A 22,649-nucleotide genomic window follows, 5' to 3' on the forward strand; every position below is an offset into this window, starting at 1 on the left:
AAGATTCGCACCACTTCTTTCGCTTCACCTTAACTCGTTGATTCTCAAGGAGTTTTCGGTGCATTCCGCGTTGGAAGTGGTGCGCATTATAAGGACATCTGAAAGGCCGTCAACTGTTAATTTCAAATCGACCTGAAATTAATCTACTGCGCACTATATTGCGCAAAGACGTGATTGCTGCGCATCATAGCCGTCATTCTTCATATGTACTATCCAGAGCCCCTCATGACTTCACCCCGCCGCCTTGCCCCCGTTCTCTTTCCCCTGGGGTTGCTGTTGATCGCCATGGCCTCCATCCAGACCGGAGCGTCGCTGGCCAAGAGTCTTTTCCCCGCAGTAGGGGCACAAGGCACCACGACCCTGCGCCTGGTATTCGCCAGCCTCATCATGATTCTGGTCCTGCGCCCATGGCGAGCACGCTTCAACCCGCGCGCACTGAGCATGATCGTTTTCTACGGCATGGCACTGGGAGGCATGAACCTGCTCTTCTATATGTCGCTACGCAGCGTGCCCCTGGGGATTGCGGTAGCGCTCGAACTCACCGGGCCACTGACCGTCGCACTGCTGTCTTCGCGCAGGGCCATCGACTTCATCTGGATCGGCCTGGCTGCAGCAGGGCTCTTATTGCTGATCCCGAGCAGCCAGACCGGCACATCCCTCGACCCAGTGGGCGCCGCCTATGCACTGGGTGCCGGCGCCTGCTGGGCCGCCTATATCGTGTTCGGGCAGAAAGCCGGCGAGCACAATGGCGTTCAGACCGCCGCACTCGGCGTCATCGTCGCCACCTGCTTCGCTGCACCTTTTGGCATTGCGCATGCAGGCTCTTCATTACTGGATGTATCACTCATACCCGCTGCGATCGGCGTCGCAGTGCTGTCGACCGCCCTGCCCTACAGCCTGGAAATGGTAGCGCTGACCCGCATGTCGGCACGTACCTTCGGCACACTGGCAAGCCTGGAGCCCGTCTTCGCCGCACTCTCCGGCCTGCTGTTCCTGCAGGAACAGCTGAGCCTGCTGCAATGGATGGCCATCGGGGCAATCATTCTGGCCTCCATGGGCGTGACCTTTTCCAATACCCCGGAGCAACCCAAATGGGTGCCGGCCGACTGACCTGACACTGGCAGGCGCAAAAGGCGCTGGTAATTGTCATGCTTATGGGCGATGGTTGGGCAATGTCTGGGAAATGTCCCGGCCCGAACCATTTCGAGGTTCCGGTCACTGGCACATACCCAGATATTCGAGCCGATTCAAAGACGTGGCCGGTTAAGGAACGGGATGAAATACATCTTCATGCTTCTGGCGCTGATGACTGTAGCGGGGTGCACCGCAACATCCGCGCCGATCAAACAGACCAAACGCGGCATTCACATCAGTTGCTCAGGGCTCTCCTCTTCATGGGAGAAGTGTTACGAACAGGCGGTCAGCGTCTGTGAGTCCAGCCAGTACCGGGTGATCGCCAAGTCTGGCGACGTCGTCGAAGACCCTGGCGACTACCCCTTCGGGATCAACCCGGCAGGCTATACCAGCCGGAGCATGATCATCATCTGCAAGAAACCTCGCCTCTGACCCCGCGCCGCCTCACACGGCGGCGGTTCTTTCCTGCAACCAGGCCAGGGCCGCCCCCTGCAACAGCGGGCTCAGACGCTCGCTGACCTGCGCATGATAGGCATTGAGCCAGGCCTTCTCTTCTCCCGTCAGCATGCCAAGGTCCAGGCAGCGAGTATCGATCGGGCACAGGGTCAGGGTTTCGAAACGCAGGAACTCACCAAACTCGCTCTGCCCGGCTTCCTGATTGATCACCAGGTTCTCGATCCGTACGCCCCAGCGCCCAGGCCGGTAGGTTCCGGGCTCGATGGAAGTGATCATGCCCGCCTGCATTGCCGTCTGCGGTGTGGTCGGCGCCTGATAGGCGATCACCTGCGGTCCTTCATGGACGTTCAGGAAATAGCCGACTCCATGACCGGTGCCATGGCCATAGTTAACCGAATCGGCCCAGATCGGCGCCCGAGCAATGGCATCGAGCAACGGCGAAAGAATGCCCTTGGGAAACTGGGCACGCGACAAGGCAATCACGCCTTTGAGCACTCGGCTGCAATCCTGCTTCTGCTCCAGGCTAGGCTGCCCGACCGGAACCATGCGAGTGATGTCGGTGGTCCCCCCCAGGTATTGACCACCCGAGTCGATCAGCAACAGTCCATCACCTTCGATCTGCGCATGCTCGGCCTCCGTGGCACGGTAATGCGGCATGGCACCATTGGCGTTGAACCCGGCGATGGTCGCGAAGCTGGGGCAGACATAGCCAGGCCGACGCTTGCGCGCCTCGCCCAGTTGCTCATCGATAGTCAACTCGCTGACCGGCTCCCGGCCCAGAGCGCCATCGAGCCAAGCGAAAAACTCGCAAAGTGCCGCACCATCCTGCTCCATCGCACGACGGATATGTCGCGTGTCTTCCTCACTCTTGCGCGACTTGAACAAGGTGCTGGGATTCAACCCTTCCACCAGGCTGACTTCGCTGTCGAGATAATCGAGCAGGCCACAGGTTACCCGCGCCGGGTCGACCAGCATGCGTGCACTACCGGGCACTTCGCGCAGGGCTGCACCGATCTGGGTGTACTCCAGCAGTGAAACGCCATCGCGCTCCAGGCTCTCGCGGACGAAGCGGCTGACCTTGTCACCGCCCACGAACAGCGTGACGCTTTGCGGACCGATCAGCGCGAAGGCGATGAACACCGGGTTATAGGAGACATCCGAACCCCGCAGGTTGAACAGCCAGGCGATGTCGTCGAGGGTGGCGATGAAGTGCCAATCCGCACCGCGCTCGGCCATGGTTTCACGCACTCGGCGGATCTTCTCCACACGCCCGACCGATGCCTGCGGTGGCAGGTGCTCGTAAACCGGGTTGGCCGGCAAGGCAGGCCGGTCTTTCCACAATTCGAGAAGCAGGTCCACATCGGTACGCAGCCGGGCGCCCCGTTCGTAGAGCTTGCTGGCCAAGGTACGCGAGGACGCCACGGCCAGCACTGCACCGTCGACGGCGACCACGGTGTCGGCCACGGCCTGGTCGGCCAGCCATTCCAGTGGCCCCTGCTGGCCAGGCATCAGCTTGACCAGTTCGATACCGCTGCCGGCCAGCTCCTTGAGGGCCTGTTCCCAGTAACGGCTGTCGGCCCACAGGCCTGCAAAGTCCTGGGTGATGACCAGCGTCCCGACCGAACCGTTGAAGCCCGATAGCCATTGGCGTCCCTGCCAGTAGCCAGGCAGGTACTCGGAGAGGTGTGGGTCTGCGGACGGAACCAGCCAGGCATCGATAGCCTCGCGCTGCATGATCGCGCGGGCCCGCGCCAGCCGCTGCGCGACCACGCCGTTGGCATTGGTGTGTGTAGTCATTCCCTCTCCTGCTGATTCGGTTTCATTTCATTGCCCGCAGATAATGGAACACCCGCCAGGACGGGGCAACCGTCGTCGGCCTGCCGTTGCGCGCCGTTGTCAGGGACCTGAAAAAAACCGTCAGGTCCTGACAGGCATAAAGTTGTCGAGGCGGCGACATATGAATGACGCCTTTATATCGACGCTTTTTAATTCAATTACTTAGCGTTACTTCCTGATACTTATCAAAAATTTAACAGGAATTTGACGAAATAGTTTGACAGATGGCCAGACACCCTCAATATATAGGTCTGTCTGAAGATTCCCAGCTTGTATGCCAGCGCCACAGAGCACTGCATCGGAATCCTCGCCTTGACTCCCTACCGAAGTACCTCTGGACGTTAGTTGTTTCCTCCGTGCGGCCTCGCACGGCTGGATGCCTGTCGACTCGCATCGTCTTCTGACCCGGCTGGATGCCTCCGGCCTGGCGGTAGCTTTGCCCAGTTCTTTCCGACCGCCGCGCCTGCCATGGCCTTGGTCGTTCAAGCCTGCTGCCGGAGACCTGGTCTTCTGGCGGTAGCGTGCCCGAACAATCGCCCAATCCGACACGGCCGCCCGACCAGGCGGAGCCTGCCGTCATTGCGCATTGCCACGACCGACATGGAGGTTCAGATGATTAACGTGACCAAGACTTACCTGGGCGACATCGACCAATTCAAGCGCTACGTCGAAGGCATCTACAGCCGCGGCTGGCTGACCAACCACGGCCCGCTGGTCATGGAACTGGAAGCCCGCCTGCGCGACTTCCTGGGTGTCCGTCACGTGATCCTTACCAACAACGGCACACTGGCGTTGCAGATCGCCTACCGAGCCCTGGGGCTGAGCGGCAGCGCAGTGACCACACCGTTCAGCTTCGTCGCCACCAGCAGTTCGTTGCAATGGGAAGGTATCCGTCCGGTGTTCGCCGATATCGATCCGCACACCTGGAACCTCTCGCCACAGAAAATAGAAAGCGCCATCCAGAGCGACACCAGCGCCATTGTCGCCACCCATGTGTTCGGCAACCCCTGCGCGGTGGAAGCCATCGAGGCGATCGCCCGGCAACGCAACCTCAAGGTGGTCTATGACGGCGCACACGCCTTCGCCGTCCGCCATGCCGGGCGCTCCGTATATCGCTGGGGCGATATCAGCACCCTGAGCTTCCATGCCACCAAGCTGTTCCACACCATCGAAGGCGGCGCCATCGTCACCAACGACGACGAACTGGCGCAACGCGTCAAGCTGCTGTGCAACTTCGGCATCGCCGACGTCGACCGCATCGAAAGCATCGGCATCAACGCCAAGCTCAATGAGTTCTGCGCAGCGATGGGCCTGTGCATCCTCGACGACCTCGACCACATTCTCGACGCACGCGCCGAAATCGCCAGGCGCTACCGCTCGCGCCTTGGCCAGTATCTGGACCTGCAACAGCCCGCCGCCGACAGCCTTCTCAACCACAGCTACTTTCCGGTCGCCCTGCGCGATGAGCCGCAGCTGCTCAAGGCCCGGGCCGCCCTCAACGCCCAGGGCATCAACCCGCGCCGCTACTTCTACCCCTGCCTCGACACCCTGGAATACCTGCAACCGCAGCAGGGCCAGCCATTCGCCCGGGCCCTCAGCGACCGGGTGCTGTGCCTGCCGATCTACCCCGGCCTGCACCCCGAAGACCAGGATCAGGTCATCGAAACGCTGCTGCACAGCTGCAGCCCGCACACCGCCAGCTCGGCCATGGCCGAAATCGGGTAATCCGCATGTCGGTGATTCGCAATACGGCGCTCAACTATGTCGGGCAGGCCTACGTGATGCTCGTCGGCATCGCGATCATGCCGTTCTACCTCGCACACCTGGGCGCCGAAGCCTACGGCCTGATCGGCTTTTTCACCGTGCTGCAAGCCTGGTTGCTGCTGCTCGATGCCGGGTTGTCGCCCAGCCTGGTACGTGCCGTGGCGCGGCAGAGCACGGACCCCATGGCGCACCGGGCGACGGGTCGGCTGCTACGTTCGTTCGAGTGGCTGTTTCTGCCCCTGGCCGCAGGTTGTGTCATGGCCGTGGACCTGGCCAGCCCATGGATGGCCAACCAGTGGCTGAATGTACAGCAGCTTTCAGCGCAGACCGTCAGCGAATGCATCGCGCTGATGGGTGTGGTAATCGCTCTGCGCCTATACGCCACCCTCTACCGCAGCGGCCTGCAGGGCCTGGAACAGCACGCCTGGCTCAACGCTGCGAATGTGGCCATTGCCAGCCTGCGCTACTTCGGCGCCTGGTTGCTGGTCAGCGATTTTTCCCAGGATGTGCGCGACTTCTTTCTGTTCCAGGTCGCGGTCAGCCTGGTCGAAACCCTGCTGTTCGCCACCAGGGCCTGGCAGCAGCTGCCCGCACGCCTGGCCTGCTTCGACATGCCCCAGTTGCGCCAGGTCCTGCCCTTTGCCGCCGGCATGTCACTGACCGCCGTGCTCTGGGTGGTGCTTACCCAGCTGGACAAGGTGCTGCTGTCCGAGCGCCTGCCCCTCGCGGAATACGGCTATTTCTCGCTGATTGCCCTGGTCGCCAACGGCCTGCTGACCCTGACCAACCCGCTGGTGCAGACCTTGCTGCCGCGCCTCACCCGGCTGCTTGCCGAAGGTCGGGAGGCTGACATGCACGGCCTTTACCTGGCCGCCCATCGCTTTGTCTGCACCTTGCTGTTCCCGCTCGCGGGGGTGATTGCCCTGCACGGCGAAGCGCTGATCCTGGCTTGGACCGGCGATATCGCTGCAGCACGCTGGAGCCAGCCCGTGCTGGGCTGGTACGCCGTCGGCAGTGCGGTGATGGCCATCAGCGGATTCCAGTTCTATCTGCAGTACGCCCACGGGCAGATGCGCCTGCATGTGGTTTACAGCCTGGTCTCGGCGCTGATCACCGTGCCGGTGATGATCTGGGCGGTCGCTGCGCTGGGCGTGCTCGGCGCCGCCCTGGCCTGGACCGCACTGCGCCTGGTGTCACTGGCCCTGTGGCCGTTGATCGTGCACCGCCATCTGGCGCCGGGCATCCATGGCGTCTGGCTGCGCGACCTGCTGCGCATTACCGCCATGACTGCGCTGGGCCTGGCGTTGAGCGCCCCGCTGTTCGAGCTGATCGCCGGCGGCGGACGCGCCGGTCTGCTGCTGGCCCTGGCGGCCAGCGGCCTGCTCACCCTGGCACTGGTCGCCCTCAGCGACCGACCGCTGGTGCACAAGATCCTCCTGACCCTGAGCAAACCGAGTACCTGAGCCATGGATGCCTTTGCCCGCCCCGCGCGCCCCGAATCGCCGCAGCCTCCGCTGTTGAGCATCGTCTGCCCGGCCTACAACCAGGAAGCCTTCATCGCCCAGACGCTGGATGGTTTCCTGGCACAGCAGACCGATTTCGCCTTCGAGATTCTGGTCAACGACGACGCCTCCACCGACGGCACCGCGCGCATCATCGCGCGCTATGCCGAACGCTACCCGCACATCATCCGGCCCTTCTACCACGAGCAGAACCAGTTTCGGCAGGGCAAACCCTGTGTGCCGGCGCTGTTCCTCGAAGCCCGGGGGCGCTACATCGCCTTCTGCGAAGGCGATGACTACTGGACCGACCCGCGCAAATTGCAGTTGCAGGTGGACTTTCTGGAGCGCAACCCCGACTACGTGATCACCTATCACGACGCGATCGCCTTCGACGACAAGCGCCAGTACGGCGTGCAGTTGCAAGGCGAACTGCGCCGCGATGCCAGCGCCCTGGAACTGCAGAAGGCCCGCCCCATCTCGACCCTGACCACCTGCTTTCGCAACGTGCTGACACGCATGCCGCCGGAACTGCAGATCCAGGTCGCCCCGCTCAACGACCTGTGCTGGTGGTCGCTGCTGGGTGCCTACGGCAAGGGCAAGTTCATGGAGCAGATCAAGCCGGCGGCCTACCGCCTGCACCCCGGCGGGATCTTTTCCATGCGCAGCGACAAGCGCAAGTTGCACATGAGCCTGCAGACCTGCTCCAGCCTGGCCAACTACTACCACCGCCTGGGCAACCAGGCACTCTACGAGCATTTCCTGGTGCAGAACGTCTGCCTGTCACTGGCCGCGCTGTCACCTCGACACAAGTTCCAGGCGCTGCTGCAGACCGCCGTCAACGTGCTGGTCAATCTGGGGCGGCGTTTGCGCCTGCCTGGCAGGAGCGCCCATGTTCAGTGACGTACTGGTGGTCTGCGTGGGCAATATCTGCCGCAGCCCGATGGCCGAGGCCATCCTGCGCCAGCGCCTGGCGGGCAGCCGTATCAGTATTCGCTCGGCAGGCCTGCGCGCCTTGGCCGGCGCCCCCATGCACGAGCTGGCCCAGGCGGTGCTGCACGACCACGGCGTGCCGTCGCCCGGTCACCAGTCGCGACAGCTCGACCGGCCCATGCTGCGCCGGGCGCAACTGGTCCTGGCGATGGAACGTACCCACCTGGACAGGCTGCTGCACCTGGCCCCGGAAATACGCGGCAAGGCCTTCCTGATCAGCCAATGGCAACACCCCAGCGAAGTTGCCGACCCCTACCGCCAGCCCAGAGCGGCTTTCGAGCAGGCCTACCAGCTGCTGTGGCGCAGTGTCGGCGACTGGCTTCCTTACATTGAGTCGGGAGATCCGAAATAGATGAACGCCATGAATCGTCCTTCGCTGGACGCCCCTCACGACAGCCGGATCGACCTGGCCACCCTGCTGCACCTGTTGCTCGACCACAAGCGCCTGATCCTCTGGCTCACCGGCCTGAGTTTCGTGATTGGCGTGCTCTACAGCATTCTTGCCACGCCCATTTACCAGGCCTCAGCGATGATCCAGATCGAGCCGCGCAAGATCGGCATCGAAGGCATCCCCGAAGTCAACAACAAGCCGATGTCGGCCTCGCCGGCGGCCACCGAGATCGAGCTGATCAAGTCCCGCGCACTGCTGGTCAAGGTGGTCGATGACCTGCGCCTGAACATCGAAGCCAGCCCTGATCGCCTGCCGGTCATCGGCGCCTGGCTGTTCCGGCGCTTCCAGCCTGAATACCCCGGGCAACTGGCCGAGCCCTGGTTCGGCCTGGACGGCTATGCCTGGGGCGGCGAAAAGCTCGACGTGTTCCAGCTCAGCGTGCCCGAGGCGCTGCTCGGCGAACCGCTGAAGCTGGTGGCCGGCAAGACCGGCCAGTACCAGTTGCTGGACGCTGACGGCAACCTGCTGCTCAACGGCGTGGTGCGGCGTAGCAGCCAGGGGCATGGCGTGACCATCCAGGTGGCCGAACTCAACGCCCGCCCCGGCACCGAGTTCACCTTGTCACGCCAGCGCACCCTGAGCAGCGCTTTGCTCTGGCAGGACCGCCTGAAAATCACCGAAGCCGGCAAGGACTCGGGAATCATCTACCTCTCGCTGCAAGACCCCGAGCCGGAAAAGGCCAACCGCATCCTCAACGAAGTCAGCCGCCTGTACGTGCGCCAGAACGTCGAACGCAGCTCGGCAGAAGCCGCGCAGCGCCTGGAGTTCCTGCGCTCGCAACTGCCCATGGTGCGCAAGCAGCTGGAAGAGGCGGAAATGGCCCTGCAGAAATTCCAGACCAGCGCGCGCTCGGTCGACCTGTCCATCGAGACCAAGGGGGTACTCGACCAGGTGGTCGACCTGGACAACCGGCTGTCCGAACTCAAGCTCAAGCGCGTCGAGCTCGAACGCCTGTACACCCACGAACACCCGACCTACCGCAGCCTGATGAGCCAGATCGGCCAACTGGACAGCCAGAAGCAGCTGCTACTGAAGAAGATCGACAGCCTGCCGCAGTCGCAGCAGGAGCTGTTGCGCCTGACCCGCGACATGCAGGTCATCAGCCAGACCTACACGCTGATGCTCAACAAGAGCCAGGAACAGGACATCCTGCGCGCCGGCAGCATCGGCAACGTGCGGATCATCGACAACGCCGACACCAACGTCGAGAGGCCGGTCAAGCCGATGAAGAAACTGGTGGTGCTGATCGCCACCCTGGCTGGCGCGCTGCTGGCGGTGATCATCATTTTCATCCGCCAGGCCTTCTACCGCGGCATCGAGAACCCGGAGGTGATCGAGCACCTGGGCATGCCGGTGTACGCCTCGCTGCCGTTCTCGCGCCAGCAGGAACGCCTGGACAAACTCACCGCCGCGCCGGGTCTGCCCCGTGAATCACGGCTGCTCAGCACCCGGGCGCCGGAGGAACTGGCCCTGGAATCGCTGCGCAGCCTGCGTACCAGCCTGCACTTCGCGATGCTCGAAGCGCGCAACAACGTGCTGATGATCACCAGCCCGCTGCCCGGTGCCGGCAAGTCGTTCGTCTCGGCCAACCTGGCGGTGATCATCGCCCAGACCGGCAAGCGCGTGCTGCTGATCGACGCCGACATGCGCCGTGGCTATCTGCACAAGGTGCTGGGCCTGCAACCGCGCCACGGGCTGTCCGACACCCTCGCTGCGCGACTGCCCTGTACCGAGGTGATCAACCGCACCGAAGTGCGCAACCTGGACTTCATCTCCTGTGGCTTCGCTGCGCCCAACCCGTCGGAACTGCTGATGCATGACAACTTCGGCAAGGCGCTGGGCGAGCTGTCGGCGCTGTACGACCTGATCATCATCGACACCCCGCCGATCCTCGCTGTCACCGACGGCACCCTGGTCGGGCGGCAGGCCGCCACCTGTCTGCTGGTGGCGCGCTTCGGCCTGACCACCAGCCGCGAGCTGGAGGCCTGCAAGCGCCGCCTCAACCAGAACGGCATCGTCATCAAGGGCGCGATCTTCAACGCCGTGGTGCGCAAGGCGTCGACCGCCGAGTACGACTGCACCACCTATGGCTACAGCTACCACCCCGTTCGCCAGTGAACCGGAATCAGATACCCCGCGACTCGCAAAAGGAGCTTCACCATGGCCAGGACCATCGCAATGATGCAGCCGTATCTGTTCCCCTACCTGGGCTACTTCCAACTCATCGCCGCCGCCGATGTGTTCGTGCTCGGTGACGACCTGCAGTACATCCGTGCCGGCTGGGTCAACCGCAATCGCATCCTGTGCGATGGCGCGCCCCGCCTGCTGACCTTCCCGGTCAAGAAGGACCGCTTCGAACTGCCGATCCGCCAACGGCGCCTGGCAGACACCTTCTTCGAGGCCGAAGCCGACCGGCTGCTCAACCTCATCACCCAGAGCTACCGCAAGGCGCCCTGCTTCGCCCAGGTAATGCCACTGCTGGAGCGCCTGGTGCGTTTCCCGCAGCACAACCTGGCGCTGTATGCGGAAAACGCGCTGCGCGAAGTGTGTGCCTACCTGGGCATCAGCACGCCGATCCTGCGCGGCTCGGACCTGCGCCTGGAGTCCTGCACAGACAAACAGGACCGCGTCATCAACATCGCCCAGCTGTTCTCGGCCCGCACCTTCCTCAACCCCATCGGAGGCTTCGAGCTGTACGACCGAGACCGCTTCGCACGCCATGGCCTGCTGCTGCGTTTCTTCAGCATGAACCCGGTCAGCTACCAGCAGTTCGGCGCGGAGTTCGTCTCCAGCCTGTCGATCATCGATGTGCTGATGTTCAACAGCGTCGCCCAGGTCCAGGCGCTGCTCGGCAGTTTCACGGTCAGCGAAGGCGGCGCCGCCAACGACCCCTGCATGGACGTCGAGCGCGCCTCGGTTCCGAACCACCTGGCGGTGGAGTGAAGCCATGACTGCGAGCAACGCACCAGCACGCTGGTACCTGATCCAGACACGCCCCCGCCAGGACGCCCGCGCCCTGGAACACCTGCAGCGCCAGCACTTCGAATGCTACCAGCCGATCACCACCCGGGCCGGCGTGCGCGAAGCGCTGTTTCCCGGCTACCTGTTCATTCGCATGGACCAGTTGCAGGACAACTGGTACCCGATCCGCTCGACCCGTGGCGTGGCGCGGATCGTGACCTTCGGTGGTACACCCGCGCCCGTGCAGGACCTGTTGATCGAACAGATCCGCCAGCGCCTGGCCACGCCGGCCGCGCGTGAGGTATTCGCCCAGGGCGAGCCGGTGCTGGTACGCAACGGCGGGCTGCCGGAGGTGGAGGCCATCTTCCTGGCCCTGGACGGCACCGAACGCGCAGTGATCCTGCTCAACCTGCTGCAACGCCAGCACCGGGTGGTCCTGCCCCTCGCCCACCTGAGCCGGGCGTCGGCGCGGGCCTGAGCCATTCTCGACCTACGACGGAACCTTCCATGTCCAAGCAGACGACGCTGGTAACCCTCACCTACGGTAACCGCTACGACTACCTGCACACGCTGATCAGCCGCTCGCTGCAAAGCCCGCTGATCGGCCAGGTGCTGGTGGTCAGCAACGCCTCGACCGCCCCGTTGGGCAAGCTGACCGAGCAATGGCCCGAACAGGTCAGGGTCATCAGGCTCGATCGCAATACCGGCTCTGCCAACGGCTACGCGGTGGGCATCCAGGCCGCACTGGAAAGCGGTGCGCAATTCCTGTGGCTGATGGACGACGACAACGCCCCGACCGTGCATGCCGTGGCCACGCTGCACGAGCGCCTGCAACGCCTGGCCCAGGTCCATGGCCTGGACAAGACCGCCGTGCTGGGCTTTCGTCCAACTCACCAGGCCGACATTGCCGCCGGTGTGCCGCAGCGCTATGCCGTGCAACGCCGTTCGAGCTTTCTCGGCTTTCATGTCGCGCACCTGCCCTACAAGCTGTGGCGCCGCCTGCCCTGGGGCCGCCCGCAGGTGAACGGCAGCCTGCCGGCACTGGTGCAGCTGCCCTTCGCCACCTACGGTGGCCTGCTCGCCCATCACAGCCTGTACCGCAAGATCGGCCTGCCGCTGGAAGCCCTGAAGCTGTATGCCGACGACAACGAATACACCTGGCGCATCACCGCCACCGGCGGGCGCCTGTTCCTGGTGCCCGACGCCCTGCTCGACGACCTGGAGCACTCCTGGAACATCAAGGCACGCAGCGGCAACGTCTACGAGAACTACCTGCTCGGCGACTCGGACCTGCGCGCCTACTACGGGGCGCGCAACCAGGCCTGGTTCGACAAGCACATCTGGGCCGAGTCACCGCTGGTGTACCAGTTCAACCGCTGGCTGTTCCTGCGCCTGCTGCGCGTGTTCGCCCGGCGCTCCAAGGCTACCGCGCGCCTGAAACTGCTTGAGCAGGCCATCGCCGACGGCGAGTCGGGCCAGCTGGGCCTGCACAGGTCCTACCCGCTATGAAGCTTCTGTTCCTGAGCAGCCTGTACGCACCGGACATCGGTGGCGGTGCGGAAATCATCCTGCAGCGTACCGTCGAAGGCCTGCGCGCCCGCGGCCATCAGGTGGTGGTGCTAGCCACCGGCGCCAGGGCCGGCCTGCACCGTGAAGAGGTCAATCAGGTGCGCGTCTACCGCGCCGGACTGCACAACTTCTACTGGCATTTCAGCCCACGGCGACGCAGCCGCCTGGCGCGCCTGGCCTGGCACCTGCGCGACCGCGACAACCCCGGCATGCGCCGCCCGCTGCGTCGGGTCATCGAACTGGAACAACCCGACCTGGTGGTGTGCCACAACCTGACCGGCTGGTCGGTGTCGGCCTGGGACGAAATCAGCCGTTGCGACTTGCCCATCGTCCAGGTGCTGCACGACCTTTACCTGCTGTGCCCGAGCAGCACCATGTTCAAGAAAGGCCGCGACTGCCGGCAGCCTTGCGGGTTGTGCAGTCGCTTTCGCCAGGGCCATGCCGAACGTTCCATGCAGGTCGATGCGGTGGTGGGGGTCAGCCGCTTCATGCTCGAACGCCTGCTCGGCCAAGGCTACTTTCAAGGTGCGCACAGCCAGGTGATCTATAACGCCAGCCCCTATGCGCCAATGCCGGAGCCGGTCGGCCCGGCAGGCCCGCCAGCGCCGTTGCGCTTCGGCTACCTGGGCACGCTGTCCGAGCCCAAGGGGGTCGGCTGGATGATCGAGCAGTTCAAGCGCCTACCATTCGATGCCAGCCTGGCCATCGCCGGGCGCGGCCAGGAAGACGACGAGCGAGGCTTTCGCGCAATGGCCGCCGACGATCCGCGCATTCGCTTCGTTGGCTACCAGCAGCCCCGGGACTTTTATGCCGGCATCGATGTGGCGCTGGTGCCCTCGATGTGGAACGAGCCCTTCGGCATGGTCGCCGTGGAAGCCTGTGCGCATTCGCGTCCGGTGATCGCCAGCCGCATGGGCGGCCTTACCGAGATCATTCAGGACTCGCTCAACGGTCTGCTGTGCAGCCCCGACGACCCGGACTCCCTGGGCCTGGCCATGCTACGGCTGCACCAGCAACCCGACCTGCTGGCGCGCCTCGCCGCCCAGGCGCGGCGCAGCGTGGCGGGCCTGCTGGACCTGGAACTGATGCTCGACAGCTACGAACGGGTGTTCACCCACACCCTGCAGACACGCCCGGCAGCGCCCCGGCCCAACCCGGCGTGAACCCCTTCATCGCGTGCCTCGGACGGCACGCTCACTCCGACCTATGGACACCGTCATGATCGTGATCAATGCCCGCTTCCTGACCCAGGACACCAGCGGCGTGCAACGCTATGCCGAACAGCTCTGCCTGGCCTTGCGCCCGTTGCGCGACGACCTGCTGTTCGTCGCTCCTCACGGCATCCGCAACCAGGCTGCCGCCCGCGCCCTGCAGGTACAGTGCATCGGTCGCAGCAAGGGCCACCTGTGGGAACAGCTGGACCTGCCGTTGTTCCTGCGCCGCCAGGGCAGCCCGCTGCTGCTCTCGGTGGGCAGTACCGGGCCGATGTTCTACGCCAACCAGATCGCCACCCACCACGACATCACCTACGTGCACTACCCGCAAAGCTACACCTGGCGCTTTCGCGCCGCCTACCGCAGCATCATGCCGGTGCTGCTGGCGCGGGTCAGGACGCTGATCACCAGCAGCGAGTTCTCCCGGGCCGAGATCGCCGGCTTCTACGGCCTGCCCCGCGAGCGCATCCTGGTGCTGCCGGCAGCGGTCAACGAGAGCTTTCGTCCGGCCGCCGTGAACAGTGCGACACCCTACCTGCTGGCGGTGTCGTCGCCGAACCTGCACAAGAACTTCCAGCGCATGATCCAGGCCTTTCTGGCCCTGCGCGGGCATCCGCAGCTGCAATTGCACATCGTCGGCGCCGCCAGCAGCCTGTTCGCCGATCCCGACCTGCAGCGCCTGGCCTGCCGCGACCCGCGCATCCGCTTTCTCGGGCGCCTCGACGACAGCGAACTGATTGCCCAGTACCAGGGCGCCACGGCCTTCGTGTTTCCGTCGCTGTACGAAGGCTTCGGCATTCCACCACTGGAAGCCCAGGCCTGCGGCTGCCCAGTTATCGCCTCGGGCAGCGCATCGATTCCCGAGGTGCTGCAAGACAGCGCGCTGTACTTCGACCCCTTGGACGTCGCGCAGATGACTGCCGCCATGCAGCGCATGCTGGCCGAACCCGAACTGCGGCACTACCTGCGGCAGAAAGGCCTGGCCAACGTGGCGCGCTTCGACTGGCGCCATTCGGCCCAGCGCCTGGCCCGTCACCTGCAGCACCTGCCCGCCGTTGGCGCCGGGCAGGCCACTGTGCAGAACCCCTGAAACCCACTGCCACGCGCCTGGCCACCTGCCGTCCGTGCCTGATGTAGCGCACCTTTTACATCAAGGAAACCCCATGAAAATCGCCATCGTCCACGACTGGCTGGTGACCTATGCCGGCGCCGAACGCGTGCTCGCCTCGCTGCTCAAGGTCTGGCCACAGGCCGATCTGTTCGCCGTCATCGACTTTCTCACCGACCACGACCGCGCTCACCTCGGCGGCAAGGTCGCCACCACCAGCTTCATCCAGAAGTTGCCCGGCGCGCGTCGGCATTACCAGCGCTACCTGCCGTTGATGCCCCTGGCGATCGAACAACTGGACCTGTCCGACTACGACCTGGTGATCAGTAGCAGCCACGCGGTGGCCAAGGGTGTGCTGACCGGCCCGGGCCAACTCCACGTGAGCTACGTGCACTCGCCGATCCGCTATGCCTGGGACATGCAGCACCAGTACCTGCGCGAATCGGGGCTGCAAAAGGGCCTCAAGAGCCATCTGGCGCGTCTGCTGCTGCACTACATGCGCCTGTGGGACCAGCGCACCGCCGCCGGGGTCGACGAGTTCGTCGCCAACTCGGCGTTCATCGGCGCGCGTATCGAAAAGGCCTATCGCCGCAGCGCCACGGTGATCCATCCACCGGTGGACACCCGGCATTTCACGCCCCTGGGGCTGCGCCAGGACTATTACCTCACCGCCTCGCGCATGGTGCCCTACAAGCGTCTGCCGCTGATCGTCGAAGCCTTCGCGAAAATGCCCGACAAACGCCTGGTAGTGATCGGCGACGGCCCGGAGATGCCCAGGGTCAAGGCGCTCGCCACGCCCAACGTGAGCCTGCTCGGCTACCAACCGCCCGAGGTGCTGCTCGAACACCTGCGCGCGGCCAGGGCCTTTGTGTTCGCCGCCGAGGAAGACTTCGGCATCAGCCCGGTGGAAGCCCAGGCCTGCGGCACCCCGGTGATTGCCTACGGCAAGGGCGGCGCGCTGGAGACCGTGCTGGGCCTGGAACACCCGACGCCCACCGGTGTGCATTACCCGCGTCAGGACGTCGCCGCGCTGATCGCCGGCGTACAAGACTTCGAAGCCGCACGCTCGCGCATCAGCGCCTGCGCCTGTCGCTTGAATGCCGAACGGTTCTCTGCCGAGCGCTTCGAGCAGCAGATCAGCGCCTTCGTCGAAGCGCGGCTGGCCGCTGCTCGCCAGGCTCGACGCAGCGCCCTGCAATGGCAGACTGCGCTGCCTGGCGATGAGCCTGTGCCACGCGCCGTGTCCACCGAGTCGCTTTAGGAGGGCCTGCCATGGACATTCCGGTTCGCGGCATCCTCCAGGCCCATCAATCGGCCCTGTCGGTCGCCCATCGCCTGCTCGACCTGCTGGTCATCGTGCTGGTCGGCTACTGGCAGCATCAGCAGCAGGGCCTGCTCAGCACCACGGAAATCTGGCTGCAGATTCTCTTCGCGGTGCTGGTCTTTCACTGGCTGAGCGAGTTTCATCAGCTGTATGGTTCCTGGCGCGGTCAGCGCATTCGCGGTGAGCTGGTCAAGGTCTTCACCTGGTGGGCCCTGACCTTCGTCCTCCTGCTCTCGGCCGACTACCTGCTGCTGGGCCGCCGCGATCTGCCGACACCGTGCCAGATGGGCTGGTTCGCCCTGGTGCTGGCGTTGCTGTGCGGCTACCGGGTGCTGATCCGCCTGGCCCTGCATGCCTTGCGGCGGCGTGGCTTCAACACCCGCCGGGTGGCCATCGTCGGCACCGGCCCGGTCGGCGCCAGCCTGGCGCGCTCGATCAGCGCCGCACCGTGGATGGGCCTGAAACTGCTGGGCTTCTACGATGCCACGCCGCAGCAAATGGACCTCGGCGCCCGCAGCTTGCGCCCGCAGGTGCTCGGCGGCCTGGAGCAGCTTATCGAGGATGCTCGTCAGGGACGCATCGACAAGGTCTACATCACCCAGGCCGAGCCGCACCTGCGGGAACTGATCACCGGGCTGTCGGACACCACTGCCTCGGTGTACCTGATTCCCGACGTGTTCACCTTCGAGCTGCTGCACGCACGCAGCGAAAGCATCAACGGGCTGCCGACCATCAGCATCTTCGACTCGCCCATGGACGGTGCCTGGAGCCTGGTCAAGCGCGTCGAGGACGTGCTGCTGGCAAGCCTGATCCTGCTACTGATCGCCGCGCCGATGCTGCTCATCGGCCTGGCCATCAAGCTGACTTCGCCCGGTCCGGTGCTGTTTCGCCAGCGCCGCTACGGCCTGGACGGCCGGCCGATCATGGTGTGGAAATTCCGCAGCATGACCGTGCAGGAAAACGGTGCGCAGGTGCGCCAGGCCACGCGCCAGGATCCGCGCGTCACGCCGCTGGGGCGTTTCCTGCGGCGCACCTCGCTGGACGAGCTGCCGCAGTTCTTCAACGTGCTGCGCGGCGACATGTCCATCGTCGGCCCACGCCCGCACGCCGTCGCCCACAACGAGCAATACCGCCGCCAGGTGAGCGGCTACATGCTGCGCCACAAGGTCAAGCCGGGCATCACCGGCTGGGCCCAGGTCAACGGCTGGCGCGGCGAGACCGACACTCTGGACAAGATGCGCAAGCGGGTCGAGTTCGACCTGCAATACATCCAGCACTGGTCGCTGTGGCTGGACCTGAAAATCATCCTGCTGACCCTGTTCAAGGGCTTTCTCAACAAGAACGCCTTCTGACCCCGCACCGCCTCATCCCTGCGTACTCTCAGAAAGGAAACCACCCCATGTATCGAAATCCCGTCGCCTTACTGCTGTTCGTGCTGTTCCTGCAAGGCTGTGCCTTCGCCCCTGGCCAACACATGGACCTCGAAGACGTCGAGGCCAATGACCCTGACGGCCCCAAGGCCAGGCTGGTGAACATCACCCCCCAGACCCTGCAGCAACAGCAGCAGGTCGCCCAGGCCAATGGCAAGGCGCTGCCGCCCGAGCTGTTGAACTACCAGACCCCGGAGTACCGGGTCGGGCCTGGCGACACGCTGCTGGTGACGGTGTTCGAACACCCCGAGCTGACCGCGCCGGGCTCCCAGGACCAGCTCGACGCCAACACCCGCGAAGTACAGAGCGACGGCACGCTGTATTTTCCCTACGTCGGCCGTATCCAGGCCGGCGGCCGCACCGTGCGGCAGATTCGTGAACAACTGCGCATGGGCCTGGCGCCGCAGTACACCGAGGTCAAGGTGGACGTGAAGGTGCTGCGCTACAACAGTCAGCGTGTGCTGCTTTCCGGCTCGTTCCGCACCCCCGGCCAACAGGCCATCAGCAACATTCCCCTGAGCCTGGTGCAGGCGGTGAGTACCGCCGGCGTCGACCTCACCGATGCCGACCTGGCCAGCCTGACCCTGCGCCGCGATGGCCGGGATTACCTGATCGACATCGACGGGCTGAACCGCAAGGACTCGCAGCTGGGGCGGATCTTCCTCAAGGATGGCGATCACCTGCACCTGAACAGCAATTCGAAGAACCGCATCTACGTGCTCGGCGAGGTGCGCAACCCGCAGGTACTGTCGTTCGGCACCACCCAGGTCACGCTGCTTGAGGCCTTGGGCAATTCCGGGGGCCTGAGCCCCGACAGCGCCGATGGCGATGCGGTGTATGTGATCCGTGGCGCGGACAACCAGGCCAACGCACCGTCCACGGTCTACCACCTCAATGCCAAGAAGCCCACTGCCTACCTGCTGGCCCGACAGTTCGAACTCAAGGCCCAGGATGTGGTGTTCGTCGGTCCCGCCAACATCACCCGCTGGAGCCGCTTCATCAGTCAGCTGCTGGGCTCGGCCAGCGTGGTACAGACCGGCGCGGCGTTCCGCAACTGATCGGCTGACGGGCGTGGACACTCATGCCGTTTTCAGCGCATGACGATGCAGCCAGGCATGCCGCGCGCTTGAGCACGAAGTCCGCCAGGAACGCGGTCAACACGTCGAAGATAGTGGCGATGCCGAACACCGGGTACCCGCTGTCGGTGTACGGGTGCAGCCACGCCGCCGCAGGGCCGTCGAATAGCGAACCGATACCCTGCGCCACGTACAGCAAACCGTAATTCGTCGTGGCATGTTGTGTGCCGGTCGCTGAGTTTGCTGTGAACATGACGCCGCCTTCGCGAGCAAGCTTGCTCCAACGGAATCAGTGCTGGACCACCAGTGGATACAGCGACAGCACCAGCAGCAGCGCCATCACGGCATTGAATAGCCTCACCCGCTGCGGGTCGCGCAACACGTTGCGCAGCAGGCTGCCAAACCCCGCCCAGATCCCCACACCCGGCAGGTTGATCAGGGCGAATACCGCCGCGATCACCAGCACGTTGGTGAAGTAATCCTGCATCGGGGTATAGGTGGTGATCGCGCCGATGGCCATCACCCAGGCCTTGGGGTTGACCCACTGAAACAGCGCGGCGGCAAAGAACCCCAAGGGTTCTCCGCGCGACTCGCCGCTGTCGCCGGCAGGCCCCGAGGTCGCGATCTTCCAGGCCAGGTACAGCAAATACGCGCCGCCTGCGTAACGCAGCAGGGTGTAGAGCAACGGCCAGCTCTGGAACAGTTGACCCAGTCCGAAGCCCACCGCTAGCACCAGCACCATGAAGCCGCTACTGATGCCCAGCATGTGCGGCAGCGTACGACGAAAACCGAAGTTCACGCCCGAAGCCAGCAGCATCATGTTATTGGGACCCGGCGTGATGGAAGTGACCAGGGCGAACAAGGCGAAAGCCAGGAGCAGATCGAGCGACAAAGACATGCGACGGTCCAGACAGGCAGTGAGATAAGCCACTCACGTTACCGAGCCGGCGGGCGCAAACACACGGACAGTTACAGGAAAGTTCGAGCAGTACAGTTTCTAATGAAGGGCCAGATCAGAAAACTGTCAGGGCGTTTCAGCCCTGACGATCATCGGCAACGGCGTTGGCATCGACACGCACTTCGGCATTCCGGTCGAAGGCACGCACCTGCTGGAGCTGCGGATCGGCGAGCAGCTGCGCCTTGCGGGCCTGGTACTCATCGAACGACAGACCACGACGGTTGAGGTCTTCCAGGGCCAACTGGCGGCTTTCCTCGGCGGAGTAAGGGCGTTGCTCGACGGCGTGATGAGTGGAGCAGCCGCTGAGCACGGCGACGCTGAACAACAGGGCAAGCGCGGTAAAACGGTTCATGGCGACCTCCTTGGAAGGTTCGATTCGGGAATGAACAAAGGTTAATCCCGCCCCCCGGTCGCCAAAAAATCACCCCAGTCGATAGTGACTATCGGGCCATCGATGCATGGGCGATGAGCACCTCGCGCAGCGCCTGTGCGGCCACCGAGAGTTGCTGCCCGGCCAGGGTCATCAGGCCGATGCGCCGCTCGATGCGCGGCCCTTCCAGGGCGATGCAGCACGCGCCCAGCTCTTGCATCTGCTGAATGCACAGCGCCGGCACCGCACTGACGCCCAGGCCGCTGGCGACCATGCGCCCCACCGTCGCCAGCTGATGGCTCTCGAACGCTACCGCCAGGCGGCCGTGCTGCGCGGCGATCGACTGCTCCAGCAGCAGGCGCACCGCCGATGGACGCTGCAGGGCAATGAAGTCCTCGCCCAGCAGTTCGCTCCACTGCAGCACCTGGCGCCCGGCCAGTGGTGAATCGGCGGGCACCACGGCGACGAAGCGGTCGACACAGAACGGCGTGAAGTGCAGCGAGTGGCCCGGCTCAGGTTCGAAACCGATTCCCAGCTCGACGCGGCGCTGGCGAACCATCTCCAGCACCTCTTCGTTGATCACGTCGTGCACCGCCACGTTGACCCGTGGATGCAGTCGGCGAAACACCTGGAGCGCCGCCGGCAGGCGGCTGCTGGCGAACGATGGCATGGCGGCCAGCGACACCTTGCCCAGTTGCAAGGTGAAATGCTGGTGCAGCAATTCCTCGGTGTTGTCCCAGTCGGCCAGCAGTTGCCGGGCCTTGGGCAACAGCACCTCGCCTTCAGGGGTCAGGCTGACGCTGCGAGTGCTGCGCATCAGCAACTGCCCGCCCAGCGACTCCTCCAGCGACTTGATGGTCAGGCTCAGCGCCGGCTGGGACAGGTGCAGACGTTCACCGGCCTGGGCGAAGCTCAGGCACTCGGCCACGGCGACGAAAGCACGAAGCTGCTTGACGTTCATTGATTTGGATTTCTTATGAAAAGATCAGAAAAACAAAATTAACAAATCAGCTGCCGACACTGAAGATGTCTCGCATGGCAACAGACGGCTAGGCTGTCTGTAACACAAGAACAACAAGAGGCATTGACCATGGCTGGACTCGACAAGCGAGTAGCGAGCTACGAGGAGGCCCTCGCCGGGCTGAACGACGACATGACCGTGCTGTGCGGCGGCTTCGGCCTGTGCGGCATTCCCGAGAACCTCATCGCACAGATCCGCCGCATGGGCACCCGTGGCCTGACCGTGGTTTCCAACAACTGCGGAGTCGACGGTTTCGGCCTGGGGATCCTTCTGGAAGACCGGCAGATCCGCAAGATGATCTCCTCCTACGTGGGCGAGAATGCGCTGTTCGAGCAGCAACTGCTCAGTGGCGAGCTGAAAGTCGACCTCACCCCACAAGGCACCCTGGCGGAAAAACTTCGCGCAGGCGGTGCCGGCATTCCAGCCTTCTACACCGCCACCGGCTTCGGTACGCCAGTGGCCGAGGGCAAGGAAAGCCGACAATTCAATGGCCGCGACTACATCCTCGAAGAGGCCATCAGCGGCGACTTCGCCCTGGTCAAGGGCTGGAAGGCGGACTATTACGGCAACGTCATCTACCGCCATACCGCGCAGAACTTCAACCCGCTGGTCGCCATGGCCGGACGCATCACGGTGGTCGAAGTCGAGGAAATCGTCGCCCCTGGCGAGCTGGACCCGGCACACATCCACACCCCCGGCATCTACGTCGACCGACTGATCCAGGGCCGTTTCGAGAAGCGCATCGAAAAGCGCACCCTCAAAGGAGCCTGAGCATGGCACTTTCCCGCGAACAAATGGCTCAACGGGTCGCCCGCGAACTCAAGGACGGCTACTACGTGAACCTGGGCATCGGCATTCCGACCCTGGTCGCCAACTATGTCCCTGCCGGCATGCAGGTGATGCTGCAATCGGAAAACGGCTTGCTGGGCATGGGTGAATTCCCCACCGAAGCGACCCTCGATGCCGACATGATCAATGCCGGCAAGCAGACCGTCACGGCCGTGAAAGGCGCGTCGATCTTCCACTCCGCCGACTCCTTCGCGATGATCCGCGGCGGGCACGTCGACCTCACCGTGCTGGGTGCCTTCGAGGTGGACGCGCAGGGCAACATTGCCTCCTGGATGATTCCGGGCAAGTTGGTCAAGGGCATGGGCGGCGCCATGGACCTGGTGGCCGGTGCGGAAAACATCATCGTCACCATGACCCACGCTTCCAAGGACGGCGAATCCAAGCTGCTGGAGCGCTGTGAGCTACCGCTGACCGGTGCCGGTTGCATCCGCCGCGTGCTGACCGACCTGGCCTATCTGGAGATCGCCGACGGCGCGTTCATCCTGCGCGAACGCGCCCCCGGTATCAGCATCGAGGAAATCGTCGCCAAGACTGCCGGGCGCCTGGTGGTGCCCGACGACGTCATCGAGATGACCTTCTGAAACCCGAAGGCCCCTCACCAGGGGCCTTTTCACACCTATAAAAACAATAACGAGG

The 22,649-nt window shown here is 64.1% G+C and carries 22 protein-coding genes; 17 read left to right on the plus strand and 5 right to left on the minus strand.

Translation table 11 applies throughout. The annotated features are described in order from the left end of the window. The first annotated feature begins 225 nt into the window (after positions 1-225). Together rhtA and QZ497_RS17660 are read left to right on the plus strand one after the other, a co-directional pair. The gene (rhtA, locus tag QZ497_RS17655) at positions 226-1,110 is read left to right on the plus strand and encodes a threonine/homoserine exporter RhtA (RefSeq protein WP_295477309.1); all 885 of its coding nucleotides are present in this window, start codon (positions 226-228) and stop codon (positions 1,108-1,110) included. 165 nt (positions 1,111-1,275) lie between these two features. After that, positions 1,276-1,566: a hypothetical protein gene (locus QZ497_RS17660; protein WP_295477311.1), complete on the plus strand. Its 291-nt coding sequence runs from the start codon at positions 1,276-1,278 to the stop codon at positions 1,564-1,566. A 12-nt stretch (positions 1,567-1,578) separates the two neighbouring features. Here QZ497_RS17660 and QZ497_RS17665 read toward each other — a convergent pair whose 3' ends face one another. Then, a complete protein-coding gene (locus QZ497_RS17665) occupies positions 1,579-3,387 on the minus strand; it encodes an aminopeptidase P family protein (protein ID WP_295477313.1) in 1,809 nt (602 codons plus the stop codon). Between the two features lie 651 nt (positions 3,388-4,038). Here QZ497_RS17665 and QZ497_RS17670 point away from each other — a divergent pair. The 13 genes from QZ497_RS17670 to QZ497_RS17730 all read left to right on the plus strand — a co-directional run bounded on the left by QZ497_RS17670 (position 4,039) and on the right by QZ497_RS17730 (position 18,797). After that, positions 4,039-5,151: a DegT/DnrJ/EryC1/StrS family aminotransferase gene (locus QZ497_RS17670; RefSeq protein WP_295477315.1), complete on the plus strand. Its 1,113-nt coding sequence runs from the start codon at positions 4,039-4,041 to the stop codon at positions 5,149-5,151. Positions 5,152-5,156: 5 nt separating this feature from the next. Then, a complete protein-coding gene (locus QZ497_RS17675) occupies positions 5,157-6,653 on the plus strand; it encodes an oligosaccharide flippase family protein (RefSeq protein WP_295477317.1) in 1,497 nt (498 codons plus the stop codon). 3 nt (positions 6,654-6,656) lie between these two features. Further along, positions 6,657-7,592 carry a glycosyltransferase gene (locus tag QZ497_RS17680; protein WP_295477319.1) on the plus strand — a complete coding sequence of 312 codons (936 nt, stop codon included), beginning with the start codon at positions 6,657-6,659 and terminating at the stop codon, positions 7,590-7,592. Next, positions 7,582-8,034, plus strand: a complete 453-nt coding sequence (locus QZ497_RS17685) for a low molecular weight protein-tyrosine-phosphatase (RefSeq protein ID WP_295477321.1) — start codon at positions 7,582-7,584, stop codon at positions 8,032-8,034. The genes QZ497_RS17680 and QZ497_RS17685 overlap by 11 nt, the downstream gene beginning before the upstream one ends. Continuing rightward, positions 8,035-10,251 carry a polysaccharide biosynthesis tyrosine autokinase gene (locus QZ497_RS17690; protein WP_295477322.1) on the plus strand — a complete coding sequence of 739 codons (2,217 nt, stop codon included), beginning with the start codon at positions 8,035-8,037 and terminating at the stop codon, positions 10,249-10,251. A 42-nt stretch (positions 10,252-10,293) separates the two neighbouring features. After that, on the plus strand, positions 10,294-11,076 hold the full coding sequence (locus QZ497_RS17695) for a WbqC family protein (protein WP_295477325.1): 783 nt from the start codon (positions 10,294-10,296) through the stop codon (positions 11,074-11,076). A 4-nt stretch (positions 11,077-11,080) separates the two neighbouring features. Continuing rightward, positions 11,081-11,572: a transcription/translation regulatory transformer protein RfaH gene (gene rfaH / locus QZ497_RS17700; RefSeq protein ID WP_295477327.1), complete on the plus strand. Its 492-nt coding sequence runs from the start codon at positions 11,081-11,083 to the stop codon at positions 11,570-11,572. 29 nt (positions 11,573-11,601) lie between these two features. After that, a complete protein-coding gene (locus QZ497_RS17705) occupies positions 11,602-12,603 on the plus strand; it encodes a glycosyltransferase (RefSeq protein ID WP_295477329.1) in 1,002 nt (333 codons plus the stop codon). Further along, complete coding sequence (locus QZ497_RS17710) at positions 12,600-13,826, plus strand: glycosyltransferase family 4 protein (RefSeq protein ID WP_295477331.1); 1,227 nt, start codon at positions 12,600-12,602, stop codon at positions 13,824-13,826. Before QZ497_RS17705 ends, QZ497_RS17710 begins: the two co-directional genes overlap by 4 nt. Before the next feature lie 55 nt (positions 13,827-13,881). Next, complete coding sequence (locus tag QZ497_RS17715; RefSeq protein WP_295477333.1) at positions 13,882-14,967, plus strand: glycosyltransferase family 1 protein; 1,086 nt, start codon at positions 13,882-13,884, stop codon at positions 14,965-14,967. Between the two features lie 73 nt (positions 14,968-15,040). Further along, positions 15,041-16,246, plus strand: a complete 1,206-nt coding sequence (locus tag QZ497_RS17720) for a glycosyltransferase family 4 protein (protein WP_295477335.1) — start codon at positions 15,041-15,043, stop codon at positions 16,244-16,246. An 11-nt stretch (positions 16,247-16,257) separates the two neighbouring features. Beyond that, positions 16,258-17,661 (plus strand): undecaprenyl-phosphate glucose phosphotransferase, encoded by a 1,404-nt coding sequence (locus tag QZ497_RS17725; protein ID WP_295477337.1) that lies wholly within the window; start codon positions 16,258-16,260, stop codon positions 17,659-17,661. Between the two features lie 47 nt (positions 17,662-17,708). Beyond that, the gene (locus tag QZ497_RS17730; protein ID WP_295477339.1) at positions 17,709-18,797 is read left to right on the plus strand and encodes a polysaccharide biosynthesis/export family protein; all 1,089 of its coding nucleotides are present in this window, start codon (positions 17,709-17,711) and stop codon (positions 18,795-18,797) included. Here QZ497_RS17730 and QZ497_RS17735 read toward each other — a convergent pair. From QZ497_RS17735 to QZ497_RS17750, 4 genes are all read right to left on the minus strand, one after another. Further along, positions 18,739-19,068 (minus strand): hypothetical protein, encoded by a 330-nt coding sequence (locus QZ497_RS17735; protein ID WP_295477342.1) that lies wholly within the window; start codon positions 19,066-19,068, stop codon positions 18,739-18,741. The two genes, QZ497_RS17730 and QZ497_RS17735, sit on opposite strands and share 59 nt — an antisense overlap. Positions 19,069-19,104: 36 nt before the next feature. Next, a complete protein-coding gene (locus QZ497_RS17740; protein WP_295477344.1) occupies positions 19,105-19,713 on the minus strand; it encodes a LysE family translocator in 609 nt (202 codons plus the stop codon). A gap of 136 nt (positions 19,714-19,849) precedes the next feature. Beyond that, positions 19,850-20,125, minus strand: a complete 276-nt coding sequence (locus QZ497_RS17745; protein ID WP_295477345.1) for a hypothetical protein — start codon at positions 20,123-20,125, stop codon at positions 19,850-19,852. A gap of 88 nt (positions 20,126-20,213) precedes the next feature. Beyond that, positions 20,214-21,104 (minus strand): LysR family transcriptional regulator, encoded by an 891-nt coding sequence (locus QZ497_RS17750; protein WP_295477347.1) that lies wholly within the window; start codon positions 21,102-21,104, stop codon positions 20,214-20,216. A gap of 129 nt (positions 21,105-21,233) precedes the next feature. On the opposite strand from QZ497_RS17750, the gene QZ497_RS17755 reads away from it, so the two are divergent. Both QZ497_RS17755 and QZ497_RS17760 read left to right on the plus strand, forming a co-directional pair. Beyond that, positions 21,234-21,935 (plus strand): CoA transferase subunit A, encoded by a 702-nt coding sequence (locus tag QZ497_RS17755; protein WP_295477349.1) that lies wholly within the window; start codon positions 21,234-21,236, stop codon positions 21,933-21,935. A 2-nt stretch (positions 21,936-21,937) separates the two neighbouring features. After that, complete coding sequence (locus tag QZ497_RS17760; protein WP_295477351.1) at positions 21,938-22,594, plus strand: CoA transferase subunit B; 657 nt, start codon at positions 21,938-21,940, stop codon at positions 22,592-22,594. Positions 22,595-22,649: the final 55 nt, after the last annotated feature.

It is taken from the genome of uncultured Pseudomonas sp. (assembly GCF_913777995.1).
In the GTDB taxonomy this organism is placed as follows: Bacteria; Pseudomonadota; Gammaproteobacteria; order Pseudomonadales; family Pseudomonadaceae; genus Aquipseudomonas.